Genomic DNA, 16,179 nt, shown 5'->3' on the forward strand with positions numbered 1-16,179 from the left:
AAAATGTTTAAAATCAACGTCATTGATCGCGCCACGACCTCGGTCGAATAGCGGTCATGAGTTGCGCCACTTCAATTAGTAAGAGGTGGGACTACGCCCGCACCAACTCCACCACATCACCCGACGCGCTGGAAGCGTAACGGCCCCATGCCTCCATCAGGCTGCGGCGGCGCTCGAGCAGGTCGCTCCGGGCATAGGAACGCTCGACCTCGTTCCCGGTGGCATGGCTCAGGCAAGCCTCGGCGACCTCGCGCTGGGCGTGGGCGCTCTCGCTGGCCCAATCGCGGAAGGTGGAGCGGAAGCCATGGGTCGTGAAGCCCTCGCGCTCCATGCGGGCGAACAGCGCCTTGAACACCATGTCGGACATTGGCTTCCCGGTCGCTGCCTTGCTGCGCTGGGGCGAGGGGAAGCATAGCACGGGGTCCAGCCCCCGAACGCGCTCAAGCGCGCCCAGCGCCGCCTCTGACAGCGGGACGCGATGCTCCTTGCCGCGCTTCATCCGCTCGGCCGGAACGGTCCAGACCTTCGCCTTCATGTCGATCTCGTCCCAGCGGGCGCCTCGCGCCTCGCCGGATCGGGCCGCCGTCAGGATGATGAACTCGAGGCAGCGGGCAGAGATGCCCTCCCGCTCCTCCAGATCCTCCATGAAGGCGGGAAGGTCGGGCCACGGCAGCGCGGCCATGTGAACCTTGGAGCGCTTCACCTGCGGTAAGGCGCGCTCGATGCCGGTGACAGGGTTCCCGGCCGGCAGGTGTCCCTTGCCCTTCGCCCAATCGAAGATCACTCCGAGGCGCTGCTTGAGGCGCTTCGCCGTCTCGGGCTTGTCGGTCCAGATCGGGGAGAGGACATCGAGGATGTCTCCGCTGGTGATGGTCTTGATCGGCCGCGGGCCAATGTGCGGGAACGCATAGGCCTCGACCGTCGCAAGCCAAGTCTCGGCATGCTTCCGGTTGCGCCAAGTCGGCAGCAGGGCGGCGTGAACGGTCTGGGCGGCCTCCCTGAAGGTCGGGACTGCCTTCGCGCGCCGCCTCTCGGCCAATGGGTCGCCACCCTGCCGCGCCAGCTTGCGCTGCTCACGTGCGAGCTCCCGCGCCTCAGCGAGGCTGACCACCTGCGCGGACCCCAAGCCAATCTCCGTGCGCTTGCCGCGGACAAGCGTGCGCAAGATCCACGACTTCCCGCCGATCTTACTGATGCAGAGGTAAAGCCCCGGCGTGTCGTCGTCCGAGTGCATCCCCGGCTCTCGAAGGTTGGCCACACCCTTTGCTGTCAGCTTCATCCCTGCGCCCCGCTTCCTTCCCGCCAATCTTCCCACCACTATTGGCGGGATAGATCGAAACCGCATGAAACAGATTGATACGAGAGAGGCCGCGGTCTATCAAGGATTCCGAGAGGTTATGGGACAGATCGATATGGTGAGGAGCGGGAGTTCGGTAGACCTCGGCTCCACCAGATAACAAAAATATCGAGTTATCTCTGAAATTTGCATGCTGCGCTGCTGGTGTGGCCCTCCATCTTGTCACCCACCTTCCCGCGGGTTTCCACGGACAACAGCGGACAGTTCCTGGACATCGGGCAGGGTGGCGGCACCGTAGGATTGCCTGCCTGCAACCTGAAAAGCAGCAACAGGGTCTCGGTGGATGCTCGTCGCAGCCGCTGCCTTTGGCGACCTGTTAACTCTGCGCGGCAACAGTCCATGGTGCCTCCTTCGTTTGCAGGTTCCCAAGCCTGATACCGTCCATAGTCAGGATCAGAAATTCTACCTTGACCCACCGACCTGCGCACCCGCAGTGTGTTCACAAATAGCGCACCGCGCATGGCATGAACGCCCCACACCTGTCTGCAGGGGTGGGGCTTTTTCATTGAAGAGGTCAGAGTGAGACGGCGGGTCGAGATCGGAATCCTGCAATCCACATCGGGCGACTACAGCGCAATAGCGGCTGCGAGCCGCGCAGGCGCGCTGGCCGGGATCTCTAACGTCAACGCATCCACCGGTTATTCGATGGAATTTGTGCCAGTGCTGCGCGATCCCCAAGGTCATGTTGACCTCTATGCGCCGCTTTGCCGCGACATCCTGACCACCAGCCGTGCCCGGCACATCATCGGCTGTGTCACCTCGTCCAGCCGCAAGGAGGTGCTGCCGGTGATCGAACGGCAGGGCGCCACGCTGTGGTATGCGCTGCCATACGAGGGCTTCGAGGCGTCAGATCACGTCGTCTACATGCACGCCTGCCCTAACCAGCATCTGTTGCCGCTGCTGGACTGGGCGCTCCCACGGTTCGGCTCTCGGGTACATCTGCTCGGCTCAAACTACATCTGGGGGTGGGAAATCAACCGGCTGGCGCGCGAGGTCGTCGCCCGCGGGGGCGGGTCGATCACGGCCGAGCGCCACCTCGCGATGGGAGAAACAGATGTCGCGCACATGGTGGAGGAGATCGCCGATCTTCGCCCCGATTTCGTGCTCAACTCGCTTGTGGGGACGACCCAGTACGCCTTCGTGACGGCGCTGCGTGCTGTCATGCCGCGTCTGCCCGTTTTGTCCTGCAACCTCACGGAATGTGAGCTTCCGCTGATGGGCGAGGCCGCAGACGGCCTCATCGCTGCCGGGCCTTATTTTGCAGAAGACGGCACCAGATTCGCCAACGCGCACGCAGCCGCGTCTTATGCCGCCGTGACCGAGATGGCCCGTCTTTTCCATCGTCACACCGGCGGCGAAGACCTTCCGCTATCGCAGTTACTAGCTCTGGATCGGAGGGCGGGTCCGATCGATCCGGAAACCCACCACACCGCCCTGCCGGTGTTGATTGCCGAGGTTCGAGGTGGCGCCTTTCACGTATTGCGCCGACTGCCCCCCGTACCGGGCGACCCCTATCTTGCGCGGCGCGACAGCCGGGCGGCCGCGCGTCCGCAACTGCGGCTTGTGCCATGAACCGCGCAATTAACATTCTCGATCTGGTCGGCGCCCATGCGGTGATCCTGCACCGGCCGCACCCCACGGTCGCGGCCCTTGAACGGCAGTTAGCCGCCATCGGCCTGTCCGCCCGCGCCTGCTGGCCTGACCTCACTGCAGGCGAGACCCCTCATTTCCTCTTTTTCGACGTCGACATGGGGTTCGACGCGCAGTTTCCCTGGCCCGCAGGGCAAAGCCCGATGCCCCTGATCGCCCTGATCGGCTCGGAGGCGCCGGGACGGATCGAATGGTCTTTGGCCCGTGGGGCGCACGCGCAGCTCCTGAAGCCGGTTGGCGACAACGGGGTGTATTCCGCCCTGCTGATCGCAAGGGCGACCTTCGCCGCCCAGGAGCGGTTGTCGGCTGAAATCGGCGGACTGCGGGATCGACTGGCCGGGCGCGAAACGGTCGTGCGCGCAGTGATGGCGCTGGTCGCGCAGGGACTGACCGACGAGGAAGCGTTCGCGCGGCTGCGCCGGCTCGCCACCGACCGCCGCGAGAGTTTCGAGGCCGCAGCGGAACGGGTGCTGGCCCGTGTCTCGCCTCCGCCCGTGCAAAGGGGCCGTTCATGACTGCGTCCGTCACACCTGCTGCGGCACCTAACGACGCTGCCGGTCTTCGCGCCGAGCGCGGTGCGCTGGCGCGGCTGCTGCGCCGGCCGCTGGCGTTGCTGGGCATCCTGCTGATCGTGCTGGTGGTCGCCGCGGCGATTTTCGCGCCCTGGCTGACCACCTATCCGCCCGACCAGCAGAACTTCGACGGCCTGACGTTGGAAGGCGCGCCAATGCCGCCCGGCGGGCCGTGGCTGATGGGCACCGACCTGCTGGGGCGGGACCTGTGGTCGCGCCTGCTTTACGGGGCGCGGACCTCGTTGCTGATCGGGGTCATCGCCAACGGGATCGCGGTCGCACTGGGCACCGCGGTCGGGCTGACCGCGGGCTGGATGCGCGGATGGGTCGGCACGATCCTGATGCGGCTGACCGACCTGATGATGGCGTTCCCGGCCCTGCTGCTGGCGATCTGCCTTGCCGCGATCTTCCGCCCCTCGCTGTGGATCGTCGCCCTGGTCATCGCGCTGGTGAACTGGGTGCAGACCGCCCGCGTGATCTATACCGAGACGACCGCCCTGGCCGAACGCGACTTCGTTGCTGCCGAGCGCACCCTGGGCGCTTCCGGTGCGCGCATCCTGTGGCACCACATCCTGCCGCATCTGGTGCCCACGATCATCGTCTGGGCGACGCTGGGCATCTCGACCACCGTGCTGCTCGAGGCGACGCTGTCCTATCTTGGCGTCGGCGTGCAGCCGCCCACGCCAAGCTGGGGCAACATCATCTTCGAGAACCAGACCTATTTCCAGTCCGCCCCCTGGCTGGTCTTCATCCCCGGCGCCGCGATCCTGATCCTCGCGCTCGCCTTCAACCTGGTCGGCGACGCGCTGCGCGAGGTGCTGGACCCGACGCAGAGGGGGATCCGCTGATGGCCGTCTATCTGCTGCGGCGCCTGGTGCAGGCAGCGCTCATCCTGCTGGGGGTCAGCCTCATCACCTTCTGGCTGCTGTATATCCTGCCCGCAGACCCGGTGCGCCAGATCGCCGGAAGGTCCGCAACGCCCGAGGTGGTCGAGAACATCCGCCGCCAGCTTGGCCTCGACCAGCCGATATGGGTGCAGTACGGCCGCTATCTCTGGGGGCTGCTGCATGGCGACATGGGCCGCAGCTACCTGCAGCGGACCGACGTCGCCTCGCTGATCGCCGCGCGCCTGCCCGCGACACTGCAGCTGATGGTCGGCGCGATCCTGGCCGAGCTGGTAATCGGCCTGACGCTCGGCATCGTTGCGGCGCTGAATCGGGGCCGGCCGCTGGACACCGGGCTTATGGTGACGTCGTTCGTCGCCGTGTCGGCGCCGCAGTTCGTCGTAGCTTTGCTGCTCCTGTACGTCTTTGCGGTCAAGCTGGGGTGGTTCCCGATCGGCGGCTACGGCACCTTGGCGCACCTTGTCCTCCCTTCGGTCACGCTGGGGATCATGGGGGCGGGCTGGTATTCGCGGATGATGCGATCCTCGATGCTGGATGTGATGCGCGCCGACTATATCCGCACGGCGCGCGCCAAGGGCCTGTCGCGGCCGCGCGTGATCCTGCGCCATGCCTTGCCCAACGCGATCCTGCCGATCGTCGCCATGATCGGCATGGACATCGGCATCTTCATGGGCGGCGTGGTCGTCGTCGAAAGCGTCTTCGGCTGGCCGGGCATCGGTCAGCTGGCATGGCAAGCGATCCAGCGCGTGGACATCCCGATCATCATGGGGGTCACCCTCACCTCGGCCGTGGCCATCGTGCTGGGCAACCTGCTGGCCGACCTGATCGCCCCGTTCATCGACCCCCGCATCAAGCTGCGCTGACAGAACACCAACAGAGGAGCAAACGACGATGAAAACCTGGCTCATGTCCACCGCCCTGGCGCTGTCGCTGGCCGCGACCGCCCTGCCGGCCACCGCCGAGTACGCGCCCGACCCGAACGCCAAGCCCGGCGGCGACATCGTCATCACCTACAAGGACGACGTGGCGACCCTCGACCCCGCGATCGGTTACGACTGGCAGAACTGGTCGATGATCAAGTCGATCTTCGACGGGCTGATGGACTACGTCCCCGGCACCACCGAACTGCGCCCCGGCCTCGCCGAAAGCTACGAGATGTCGGATGACGGGCTGACCTACACCTTCCATCTGCGGTCGGGCGTCAAGTTCCACAACGGCCGCGAGATGACCGCGGACGACGTGAAATACTCGCTGGACCGGGTGACCGACCCGGCCACCCAGTCGCCCGGCGCGGGCTTCTTCGCCTCGATCAAGGGGTATGACGAGACGACCTCGGGCGCGGCGAAGGGCCTGGCCGGCGTCACGGTCGTCGATCCGAAGACGGTCAAGATCGAGCTGTCGCGCCCCGACGCGACCTTCCTGCACGTCATGGCGCTGAACTTCAGCTCCGTCGTGCCGAAAGAGGCCGTCGAGGAGCATGGCGCCGACTTCGGCAAGCACCCGGTCGGCACAGGCGCGTTCCGCATGGCGGAATGGACCATCGGTCAGCGTCTGGTGCTTGAGAAGAACCCCGATTTCTGGACCCCCGGCATCCCCTATCTGGACCGCATCACCTTCGAGATCGGGCAGGAACCCGTTGTGGCCCTGCTGCGCCTGCAGAAGGGCGAGGTCGACGTGCCCGGCGACGGCATCCCGCCGGCCAAGTTCCAGGAGGTGATGGCCGATCCCGGGCAGAAGGCGCGTGTCGTCGAAGGCGGCCAGTTGCAGACCGGCTATGTCACGATGAACGTGACCAAGCCGCCCTTCGACAAGCCCGAGGTGCGGCGCGCCGTGAACATGGCGCTGAACAAGGACCGGATCGTGCAGATGATCAACAATCGCGCGGTGCCGGCCAACCAGCCGCTGCCGCCGTCGATGCCGGGGTATACCGCCGACTACAAGGGCTATGCGTTCGACGTCGAGGGGGCCAAGAAGCTGATGGCGGATGCCGGGCTGGCTGACGGCGTCGACACCGAGCTGTTCGTGATGAACACCGACCCGAACCCGCGCATCGCGCAGGCCATCCAGCAGGATCTGGCGGCGATCGGGATCCGGGCCGAGATCAAGGCGCTGGCGCAGGCCAACGTGATCGAGGCCGGCGGCAACGGCAGCGCGCCGATGATCTGGTCGGGCGGCATGGCGTGGATCGCCGACTTCCCCGACCCCTCGAACTTCTACGGCCCGATCCTCGGTTGTGGCGGGGCCGAGGCCGGCGGCTGGAACTGGTCCAAATACTGCAACGCCGATCTCGATGCCGCCGCGGCCAAGGCCGACAGCATGGTCGGCGAGGGCGAAGCGGATGCCCGGCTGAAGGCCTGGTCCGACATCTACATGAAGGTGATGGAGGACGCGCCCTGGGCGCCGGTGTTCAACGAGCAGCGGTTCACCATGAAGTCGCCCCGCATGGGCGGCGCGGATGCGCTCTATGTCGATCCCGTCTCGATCCCCGTCAACTATGACTACGTGTATGTGAACCCGTAAAATGTGCATCAACTGCGACCACACCATTCACCGCGCGCGGCACCACTATGGCTGGGACAACAGTCTGCCGCCCGCCTTGCGCATCGAGCCGGGCCAGTCGGTCCATTTCGAATGCCTCGATTCCTCGGCGGGCCAGCTTGGCCCGTCGTCCACCGTCGCCGACGTGGCGGCGCTGGATTTCGGCAAGATCAACCCCGTCACCGGCCCGGTTTGGGTCGAGGGCGCGATGCCCGGCGACGCGCTGAAGATCACCATCGACGGCTTCACCCCGCAGGTGGCCGAGGGCACCGCCTGGGGCTGGACGGCGAACATCCCCGGCTTCGGGCTGCTGGCCGACCAGTTCACCGACCCCGCGCTCACAATCTGGAAATACGACGCCGCCAACCCGCAGGCGGCGCTGTTCGGGTCCGAGGGCAAGGTGCCGCTGAAACCCTTCGCCGGCACCATCGGCTGCGCGCTGGCCGAACCCGGCAGTCACACGGTCGTCCCGCCCCGGCGGGTGGGCGGCAACCTCGACATCCGCGACCTCGCGGCCGGAACGGTGCTCTATCTGCCGGTCGAGGTCGAGGGCGCGCTGTTCAGCGTCGGCGACACCCACGCCGCGCAGGGCGATGGCGAGGTCTGCGGCACGGCCATCGAAAGCCCGATGGACGTCTCGCTGCGGTTCGAACTGGTCAAGGACGCGCGGCTGAAGACCCCGCGCTTCACCACGCCCGGCCCGGTGACCCGGCATCTGGACGCCAAGGGGTACGAGGTGACGACCGGGATCGGGCCGGACCTGATGCAGGCGTCGCGCGAAGCGGTGGCGGGGATGATCGACCTGCTGTGCGCCCAGCGCGGGATGGCAGCCGTCGACGCCTATATGCTGGTCTCGACCTGCGGCGACCTGAGGATCTCGGAAATCGTGGACATGCCGAACTGGGTGGTCAGCTTCTACTTCCCGCGGGCGGTTTTCGAATGAGCGAACCCGGTCGTACCCCGGTCCTGTCGGTCAGCGGCCTGACCCTGTCGGCCGGGGGCCGGCCGCTGGTGGACGACCTGTCGTTCGACCTCTTCCCCGGCGAGACGCTGTGCATCGCCGGGGAAAGCGGGTCGGGCAAGTCGCTGACCTCGCTGGCGGCGATGGGGCTGCTGCCGCCCGGGGTTCGTCACGTGGCGGGACGGATCAGCCTCGAGGGACAGGAGCTGACGACCCTGCCCGAGCGCCGGATGCGGCGTCTGCGCGGCGACCGGATCGCAATGATCTTCCAGGAGCCGATGACCTCGCTGAACCCGGTCCTGACCATCGGCACGCAACTGGCCGAGGCGATCCGCAGCCACGATCCGTCCGCCGATGCAGAGACTGTCGCGCTGCAGGCGCTGCGGTCGGTCCGGCTGTCCCAGCCCGAACGGCGGGTGCGGCAATATCCCCATGAGCTGTCCGGCGGGATGCGCCAGCGGGTGATGATCGCGATGGCGCTGGCCCTGCGCCCCGCGGTGCTGATCGCGGACGAGCCGACGACCGCGCTGGACGTGACGGTGCAGCGCGAGGTGCTGGACCTGCTGCGCGACCTGCAACGGGAAACCCGGACGGCGATCATCCTCATCACACATGACATGGGCGTGGTCGCCGAAATGGCCGACCGCGTGATCGTCATGCAGGCCGGGCGGATGGTCGAGACCGGACCCGTCGCCCGCATCTTCGACCGCCCGGCCGAGGCCTATACGCAGGCGCTGCTGGCGGCGGTTCCGCGTATGGGCGACGGCGGCCCGTCCGACCTCGGGCCCCCGCCCGCCGATCGCTCCCAGCCCCTGGTCCGGCTGACCGATGTCTCGGTCGGTTACGACATAGGCGGCGGGATGCTGGGCCGCGTCACCCACCGCGTGCACGCCGTCGAGCGTGTCAGCTTCGAGATCGCCATCGGCGAAACCTTCTCGCTGGTCGGCGAGTCCGGCTGCGGCAAGTCCACCATCGCGCGCGCGCTGACGGGGCTTGTCCCGCACAAGGGCCGGATCGAGATCGCCGGCCGCGTCGTGCCGCAGGACGGCGCCAGCATGGGTCGGGCGCTGCGCCGCGATGTCCAGATGGTGTTCCAGGACCCGGCCGCGGCGCTGAACCCGCGCAAGCGCGTCGGCGACCTGGTGGCCGAGCCGCTGGTGATCCACGGCATCGGCGATGCCGCCGAGCGGCGCGCCCGCGTGGCCGAACTGTTCGAGCGCGTCGGCCTGTCCAGAGATCAGATCAACCGCTATCCCCATGAATTCTCGGGCGGGCAGAGGCAGCGCATCTGCATCGCCCGCGCGCTCGCGCTGCGGCCGAAGCTGATCATCGCGGATGAAAGCGTCAGCGCGCTGGACGTCTCGGTCCAGGCACGGGTGCTCACCCTGCTGGCAGAGCTGAAGGCCGAGCTGGGCGTCAGCTATCTGTTCATCAGCCACGACATGGCGGTGGTCGAGAACATCAGCGACCGGATCGCCGTCATGTACATGGGGCAGATCGTCGAGACCGGCAGCCGTGCCCAGATCTTCGGCAACCCGCGCCATGCCTATACGCGACGCCTGATCGAGGCGGTCCCCGTGCCCGATCCGGCCCACGTCCGCCCGCCTATGCCGCGCATGGCCACCGAGGTTCCCAGCCCGGTCTGGCCCGTGGGTCAGGGACCAGTCACGGTCCGGCTGGCCAATGTCGGGGGCGGGCATCTCGTCGCGTCGGGCGCGGATAACGGATACAGGATAACGGATAACGGATAACGGATAACGAATAACGTTACGCTTGTGGAGCAAGATGAAGCCAGAACAACGAAGGGCGGCACTCAAAACCAAATTGCACCCGTCCCCGTATGTTTGGCATCAAGGGTATGTGCTTTATTACGGTCGAGGACGCGACGGGGAACGCCAAACTGGTCATCTGGCCCATGGTGTTCGAGGCTTTCCGCAAGGTCACCAACACCGCCCGACTGATCGAGGTCAACGGCCAGATCAAGTGCGGCGAAAGGATGATCCACCTAGTCGCCACGCATCAGGCCGACCGTAGCGCGGTGCTGTGGCTTTGCGACGAGGGGCTGGCCCCGCCCATGTCGCGCGCCGACGGGATCTCCCACCCGATGCCCGCCAGGGCTAGGCTCTTCCCTGCGATGTCCGCATCAGCCCGCCTTCGTGAGATTTTCACTGACTCGCCCGGCCTCCGTCTGCACCTTTCATCGCAGATGCCGGGCGGCGCAGTTGACAGCTGCCCGCGGGACGCGAACACTCGAACCGACATACAAAAGCGGAGGTATTGTATGCGCTGGTCGAAGCCGAAAGCCCGCGAGATCCGCTGCGGGATGGAAATCAACATGTACGGTCCCGCCGAGGATGATCGCGACGCCCGCGACGTGATCTGATCCGGCCCATTGGATGAAAGTGACGATTCTTGGGGCAGCTGCCGGAGGTGGGCTGCCCCAATGGAACTGCGGCTGCCGGAACTGCTGCGACGCCCGCGCGGGCAGGATTGCAGGGATGACCCAATCCTCGGTGGCGGTCACCGTTGACGGGCACACCGTCGTACTGAATGCCTCGCCCGACATTCGCGCCCAGCTTTCCGCCTGCGGCATGGCGCCCGAGGGGCTGCGCGGCAGCCCGTTCGCGGCGGTGGTGCTGACCAATGGCGATGTCGATCACCTGGCCGGTCTTCTCAGCCTGCGGGAATCCTCGGCCTTTGCGATCCACGCGACCCGGGCCACGCTGGCGATCCTCGATCAGCCGATCTTTCGGGTCCTGAACCCCGACTACGTCACCCGCGTGCCGATCGCACTGGATCAGCCCTTTGAGCCCGTGCCCGGCCTGCGCGTCACCGCCTTTGCGGTGCCCGGCAAGGTGGCGCTGTACCTCGAGGACGGCGAGCCGGATACGCAGCTGATGGGCGAACAGACCGTCGGGCTGCGGCTTGAATCGGGCGGGCGGCGGCTGCTGTATATCCCCGGCTGCGCGACGGTCCCGGATGGGCTGTTGGCCGAAATGGCGGCGGCTGACCTGATCCTGTTCGACGGCACGGTCTGGCAGGATGACGAGATGGACCGCACCGGCACCGGCACCAAGACCGGCGCGCGGATGGGTCACATGGCGATGGCCGGTCCCGAGGGCAGCATGGCCCGGCTGAAGGGGATGACCGCCCGCCGCGTCTTTGTCCACATCAACAACACCAACCCCGTCCTGCAACCCGACAGCGCCGAGCGTGCCGAGGCGGCCGCCGCCGGTTGGGAGATCGGCTTTGACGGGATGGAGATCACCCCATGAACGCGCAGTCCCCGACCCCCACCGCGGCCCCGCCCCAGCCTGCCAGCCCGGCCGAATTCGAGGCCCGGCTGCGCCAGATCGGCGCCGAGCGCTATCACGACAAGCACCCGTTCCACGAGCATTTGCATTCGGGCGGCTGCACCATCGACCAAGTGCGCGCCTGGGTCATCAACCGCTATTACTACCAGTCGCGCATCCCGATGAAGGACGCAGCCTTCATGTCGCGCGTCACGGACCCGGATCTGCGCCGCGCCTGGCGCTCGCGGATCGAGGATCACGACGGTACCGACGACCAGCCCGGCGGCATCTGGCGCTGGCTTCGGCTAGCCGAAGGGGTGGGGCTGGACCCCGATTATGTCGCCTCAGCCCGGGGCGTGCTGCCGGCGACGCGGTTTGCGGTCGACGCCTATGTCCGCTTTGTGCGCGACGAGCCGCTGCTGGCCGCGGTCGCCTCGTCGTTGACGGAACTGTTCGCGCCCGCCATCCACCAGCAGCGGATCGCCGGGCTTTTGGCGCATTATGATTTCGCCAACCCTCAGACCATCGCCTATTTCCAGCACCGCCTGACCGAGGCGCCCAAGGATGTGGCCTTTGGCCTCGGCTGGGTTCTGGACCACGCCCGCACCGCACAGGACCAGGACGTGGCCGCCGCCGCGCTGGTGTACAAGACCGACGTGCTCTGGGCGCAGCTTGACGCGCTGCACAGCGCCTATGTCGCCCCCGGCCGCATCCCGCCCGGCGCCTGGCAGCCCGGCGAGGGGCTGGTATGACCGCCGTCCTGACCGATGACCGGCGCGCGGCGGCAGGGCGGGCCGACCCCCGCACGGCCAGCCCCGCCCAGGCCCAGCCGCCCGCCGCGGGGCCGGGCATGGGGGTCACCGACCGACCGGTTCTGCCGCGCAGGGTGCGGCTCCATGACGACCGGGTTCGCGGCACCAAGGTGCTGCTGGGCCCCGAAACCGCGCTGATGCTGGACGAGATCGGCGCCGCGATCATCGCCGAAATCGACGGCCGGCGTGACGTGGCCGAGATCGGCGCCGCCCTGGCCGTCCGCTACGGCGCCCCGCTGGAAGAGGTCTTGCCCGACATCGTCGAGTTTGTGGCCGACATGGCCGGGCGCCGGCTGGTGGACCGCGCATGAACGCCCCCGCCCCCCCGCCGCAACCCGACCCCCATCCGGCGCGTCGCGCCAACGCCGTGCCCCCGCCTCTGGCGATGTTGGCTGAGCTGACCCATCGCTGCCCGCTGGCCTGCCCCTATTGCTCGAACCCGCTCGCGCTGACCGACCGGGCGGACGAGCTGACCACCGTGGAGTGGGCCGATCTGTTTGCCCAGGCCGCCGCGCTGGGGGTGCTGCAACTGCATCTGTCGGGCGGCGAGCCGGCCGCGCGTACCGACCTCGTCCAGATCGTCGCGGCCGCGCGGGCGGCGGGCCTTTACACCAACCTCATCACCTCCGGGATCGGGCTGACCGCACGGCGGCTGGACGAGCTGGACGCGGCCGGTCTGGACCATGTGCAACTGTCGATCCAGGGCGTCCGGGCCGAGATTGCCGATCATGTCGGCGGCTATCGCGGCGGGTTCGACCGCAAGATGCAGGTCGCGGCCGAGATCGCCCGGATCGGCTTTCCGCTGACCGTCAACGCGGTCATGCACCGGCTGAACCTGCCCGATCTGGCCGAGACGATCGCGCTGGCCGACCGGCTGGGCGCGCGGCGGGTCGAGGTCGCCTGTGTGCAGTTCCAGGGCTGGGCGCTGCAAAACCGCGCCGCACTGCAACCCTCCCGCGCCCAGGTCGAGACCGCCAAGCGCGTCGTGGCCGAGGCGCGGGCGCATTATGCCGGGCGCATGGTGATCGACTTTGTGCCGCCCGATTATTTCTCGGATTTTCCAAAGCCGTGCATGAATGGCTGGGGGTCGACCGGGTTCAACGTCACGCCCGAGGGCAAGGTGCTGCCCTGCCACGCCGCCGAAACCATCCCCGAGCTGCAATTCCAGACCATCCGCGAGGCGCGGTTGGCCGAGATCTGGTTCAACGGCTCTTCGTTTCAGGCGTTTCGTGGCACCGACTGGCTGCCCGAGACCTGCCAAAGCTGCCCGCGGAAAGACGTCGATTTCGGCGGCTGCCGCTGCCAGGCGATGGCGATCGCCGGCGATCCCCGCGCGATCGACCCGGTCTGCCGCCATTCGCCCCACCGCGCCACGCTGGACCGGATCATCGCCCAAGACGCCGCCTCCCCCGTCCCCGATTTCGTCTATCGCCGCATGGGCCGCAGCTAGGGCGGGGTGGGGGGCGGGGTACGGAGGGCGCTAGGCCCAATGGGCCATCGGCAGCCCGGCCACCGGCGCCTCAAAAAGGGGATCGTCGTCCCCCGCAGCGGCCCGCTATGGACCCGCCGCAAATTTGGCCTGGCGACTGTTACCTAGGCAAACCACGGCGCCAGCGTCCCCCTGCAGGCCAGCATCAGCGCAGCGGTCACCGCGTCGCGGGCAAGCGGGGCGTTGAACGCGGCCGAAGTGTCCGGGTCATGACCCTCGACTTAGACTTCGCCCTAGGGCGTCAGAGCGAAGATCGGGTCGGACATAACATGGGTGCCCCAAAAATTGCCGAACGCATCAAAGGCGATGCCCTCGTTGAACCCAACCGTGTCGGGCGGACCGAACAGCTGGCGTTCTGCCACGCGGGCGGCTGTGATACGGCCAAAGAGCGGTTCTAACTTCGCAGGGCTTCCTACATGATTTCGGACGATCACCAGCGCCGAACCGTGGCCGAACCATCTGTCTCCGGAACGGTAATCGCCCTGATCCACCGTTATCCCATTCCGGTGAAGCAAAAATGGGTGCCGCGCCTGGCGCTACGTTGCAGGAGGTTAAGCCGTCCGGCCCAACGTAATCTGCGCAACTGACGCTAGTGCCCGCCTCACCCGCCTCCGCCCAGCCTCATATCTCACGGCTCCGTAGTATCAATGGGAAGTGCCGTCGTCGCCTTGATCCGCTCCATCGAAAACTTCGACGTCACATTCCGGCACGGCAAGCGGCGCGTGAAGTCCAGATAGAAACTGTCGTACGCCGCGGTGTCCTCGACCACGACCTTCAGCAGGTAGTCGACCTCCCCCGCCATCCGGTGGACCTCGACGATCTCGCGATACTCGGCCACGAGCGCCGCGAAGGCGTCGCGCCAGTCCTGGCTGTGATCCGCTGCGACGATCTCGACGAACACCGTCAGACCAAGGCCGATCCGTTCCGGTGGCACGATGGCGACCCGGCGGTCGATCACGCCTGCAGCCTCGAGCTTCTGGACGCGCTTCCAGCAGGGGGTCTGGGATAGGCCGACACGGTCGGCGAGTTGCGCGACGGGCAGTGTCGCGTCCATCATCAGTTCATGCAGGATCTTGCGGTCGATCCGGTCGAGCGCCGAGGACTTGCCAGTATTCACTTGCGGCTCCGATTCTTCGACAGGCATCCGGACATGCGGCGTTCGGGGGCCGGGGCGACGCCCCGCATCCGGTTTGAAGAACATATCATCCGGGCACCGTGCTCGTCGTTCCGGCCGCCATCGCGTCGGCCAGCCTCGCAACCTGGTCGCGGATGTCGGGAATGGCGGTGATTTCCCAGAATGCCGCGCGCGAGGCGGGGCCGATAGCGTAGATCCGGCGCGAGGGGGCGCCGTTCCGGGCAATCACCTCGCACTCTGCGGTGACGTCCAGGCTGATCCGCAAGGGATCGATCCGCCCCTGACCCGAGGCCAGCAGATCGGCGAGCAGCGGCGTCGCGTTCCGTTCCGGGTCGCGCCTGATGCCGCGGCAGTCGATGATGCGGGCGGCCGAGATCCGGGTTGTGCCGTCGCCCCCACGCGGGCGAAAGGTGACGCAGCGACGGCCCTCGGCGTCGACCTCGGCCGTCAGGAAATGCCCGCGTTGCAGAACCAGCTGGCCCGACTGCAGCGCGCCGTCCACCACGGCGGCCGAGGCGGGGGGAATGCGGTGGCGGTGGACGTCCCACCAGGTGGCCGCATGGCGCAGGAAGCGTGCACGCTCGGCGGGCGGCAAGGCGCGCCAGAGGTGGCGGACATGCGGCCGCACGCCATCGACGGCATCGCGCCAGGTTCCTCCCATGCGTTCCGCCGCCCGCGCACGACGGCGCAGCCACTGCGTCAGGGCGGACATCGGCGCACCCAGCGGCAGGTCGGCCGGATCGACGGGCAGCGGTCGCGTCGGGGCATGGTCGCGGGGCAGAAGGCCCCGGCGCGAGATCGACAGGATCAGGCCCCGATGCCCTGACTTCAGCATCGACAGGACGCAGTCGACCATGGTCAGCCCGCTGCCGACGATGACGATGCGGTCGTCGGGGTCCACCGGCCGGGGGTCTGACCAGGGGCCGCTGAGCGCGCCTTGGGGATCCGGGGCGGGCTGGACATGACCGGTGGCCAGCACCGCCATGTCGCCGCTCAGCACCTGACCATCGTCCAGCGTCGCGGCGACGCCGCCCGCCACTTCGTGCAGGCGCACGCAGGTCTTGCGCACGCAGCGCAGGCGGCCGTCCGGGCCGTCACCCGACCAGGGCTCGAGCAGGCTTGCCATGTAGGCGCCATAGGTGGTCCGACCGACGAAGCATTGCTCGGTCACGCCCGCCCCCTCGGGTCGGCCGCGCAGCCAGTCGAGGAAATGGTGCGGGCGGTCGGCAAACCCGCTCATGTTGTGGACGCGGGTGTTCAGCAGGTGGTCGGGGTCGGTGGTCGAATAGGCGACCCCGCAGCCCAGCATGTGGCGCCCCTCGACGATGGTGACGCGAAACCCCGTGTCCGGCCGCGACAAGAGATGCGCGGCCATCATCACCCCGCTCGCACCGCCGCCGATGATCAGCACATGCGGCCCGCGCGAGTGGCACGCACCGGCATCCTGATCAGGAAAGGGGCGCATCT

General features: G+C 67.5%; 16 protein-coding genes. 12 read left to right on the forward strand and 4 right to left on the reverse strand.

Translation table 11 applies throughout. The features are described 5' to 3' along the window. Nucleotides 1–91 precede the first annotated feature (91 nt). A complete protein-coding gene (locus HGN31_RS06505; protein ID WP_168782701.1) occupies nt 92–1,279 on the reverse strand; it encodes a tyrosine-type recombinase/integrase in 1,188 nt (395 codons plus the stop codon). A gap of 597 nt (nt 1,280–1,876) precedes the next feature. Between HGN31_RS06505 and HGN31_RS06510 the strand changes: the two genes are divergently transcribed. The 12 genes from HGN31_RS06510 (at nt 1,877) to pqqE (ending at nt 13,538) form a co-directional block, all read left to right on the forward strand. After that, nucleotides 1,877–2,929, forward strand: coding sequence for a transporter substrate-binding protein (locus HGN31_RS06510; RefSeq protein ID WP_168782702.1), 1,053 nt, complete (start codon nt 1,877–1,879; stop codon nt 2,927–2,929). Then, nucleotides 2,926–3,522, forward strand: a complete 597-nt coding sequence (locus HGN31_RS06515; protein ID WP_168782703.1) for an ANTAR domain-containing response regulator — start codon at nt 2,926–2,928, stop codon at nt 3,520–3,522. The genes HGN31_RS06510 and HGN31_RS06515 overlap by 4 nt, the downstream gene beginning before the upstream one ends. Next, entirely contained in the window at nt 3,519–4,427 is a 909-nt protein-coding gene (locus tag HGN31_RS06520) for an ABC transporter permease (RefSeq protein ID WP_168782704.1), read from the forward strand. The genes HGN31_RS06515 and HGN31_RS06520 overlap by 4 nt, the downstream gene beginning before the upstream one ends. Further along, nucleotides 4,427–5,347, forward strand: coding sequence for an ABC transporter permease (locus HGN31_RS06525; RefSeq protein WP_168782705.1), 921 nt, complete (start codon nt 4,427–4,429; stop codon nt 5,345–5,347). The genes HGN31_RS06520 and HGN31_RS06525 overlap by 1 nt, the downstream gene beginning before the upstream one ends. A gap of 28 nt (nt 5,348–5,375) precedes the next feature. Beyond that, on the forward strand, nt 5,376–7,004 hold the full coding sequence (locus HGN31_RS06530; protein WP_168782706.1) for an ABC transporter substrate-binding protein: 1,629 nt from the start codon (nt 5,376–5,378) through the stop codon (nt 7,002–7,004). Between the two features lies 1 nt (nt 7,005). Further along, nucleotides 7,006–7,965, forward strand: a complete 960-nt coding sequence (locus HGN31_RS06535) for an acetamidase/formamidase family protein (protein WP_168782707.1) — start codon at nt 7,006–7,008, stop codon at nt 7,963–7,965. After that, nucleotides 7,962–9,734, forward strand: coding sequence for an ABC transporter ATP-binding protein (locus HGN31_RS06540; RefSeq protein ID WP_168782708.1), 1,773 nt, complete (start codon nt 7,962–7,964; stop codon nt 9,732–9,734). The genes HGN31_RS06535 and HGN31_RS06540 overlap by 4 nt, the downstream gene beginning before the upstream one ends. Before the next feature lie 530 nt (nt 9,735–10,264). Beyond that, nucleotides 10,265–10,366, forward strand: coding sequence for a pyrroloquinoline quinone precursor peptide PqqA (gene pqqA / locus HGN31_RS06545; protein WP_036701654.1), 102 nt, complete (start codon nt 10,265–10,267; stop codon nt 10,364–10,366). A 13-nt stretch (nt 10,367–10,379) separates the two neighbouring features. Further along, nucleotides 10,380–11,258: a pyrroloquinoline quinone biosynthesis protein PqqB gene (gene pqqB / locus HGN31_RS06550; protein WP_168782709.1), complete on the forward strand. Its 879-nt coding sequence runs from the start codon at nt 10,380–10,382 to the stop codon at nt 11,256–11,258. After that, entirely contained in the window at nt 11,255–12,028 is a 774-nt protein-coding gene (gene pqqC, locus HGN31_RS06555; RefSeq protein WP_168782710.1) for a pyrroloquinoline-quinone synthase PqqC, read from the forward strand. The genes pqqB and pqqC overlap by 4 nt, the downstream gene beginning before the upstream one ends. Next, nucleotides 12,025–12,399, forward strand: a complete 375-nt coding sequence (gene pqqD, locus HGN31_RS06560; protein ID WP_244961162.1) for a pyrroloquinoline quinone biosynthesis peptide chaperone PqqD — start codon at nt 12,025–12,027, stop codon at nt 12,397–12,399. The genes pqqC and pqqD overlap by 4 nt, the downstream gene beginning before the upstream one ends. Then, nucleotides 12,396–13,538, forward strand: a complete 1,143-nt coding sequence (gene pqqE / locus HGN31_RS06565; protein ID WP_168782711.1) for a pyrroloquinoline quinone biosynthesis protein PqqE — start codon at nt 12,396–12,398, stop codon at nt 13,536–13,538. The genes pqqD and pqqE overlap by 4 nt, the downstream gene beginning before the upstream one ends. Before the next feature lie 272 nt (nt 13,539–13,810). On the opposite strand, the gene HGN31_RS06570 is transcribed toward pqqE, so the two are convergent. From HGN31_RS06570 to HGN31_RS06580, 3 genes are all read right to left on the reverse strand, one after another. After that, nucleotides 13,811–14,068, reverse strand: coding sequence for a hypothetical protein (locus tag HGN31_RS06570; protein ID WP_168782712.1), 258 nt, complete (start codon nt 14,066–14,068; stop codon nt 13,811–13,813). 137 nt (nt 14,069–14,205) lie between these two features. Continuing rightward, nucleotides 14,206–14,721: an Lrp/AsnC family transcriptional regulator gene (locus HGN31_RS06575; RefSeq protein WP_168783845.1), complete on the reverse strand. Its 516-nt coding sequence runs from the start codon at nt 14,719–14,721 to the stop codon at nt 14,206–14,208. A gap of 58 nt (nt 14,722–14,779) precedes the next feature. Next, entirely contained in the window at nt 14,780–16,177 is a 1,398-nt protein-coding gene (locus HGN31_RS06580; RefSeq protein ID WP_168782713.1) for an FAD/NAD(P)-binding protein, read from the reverse strand. Nucleotides 16,178–16,179 lie beyond the last annotated feature (2 nt).

Source organism: Paracoccus sanguinis (assembly GCF_012689545.1).
GTDB lineage: Bacteria > Pseudomonadota > Alphaproteobacteria > Rhodobacterales > Rhodobacteraceae > Paracoccus > Paracoccus panacisoli.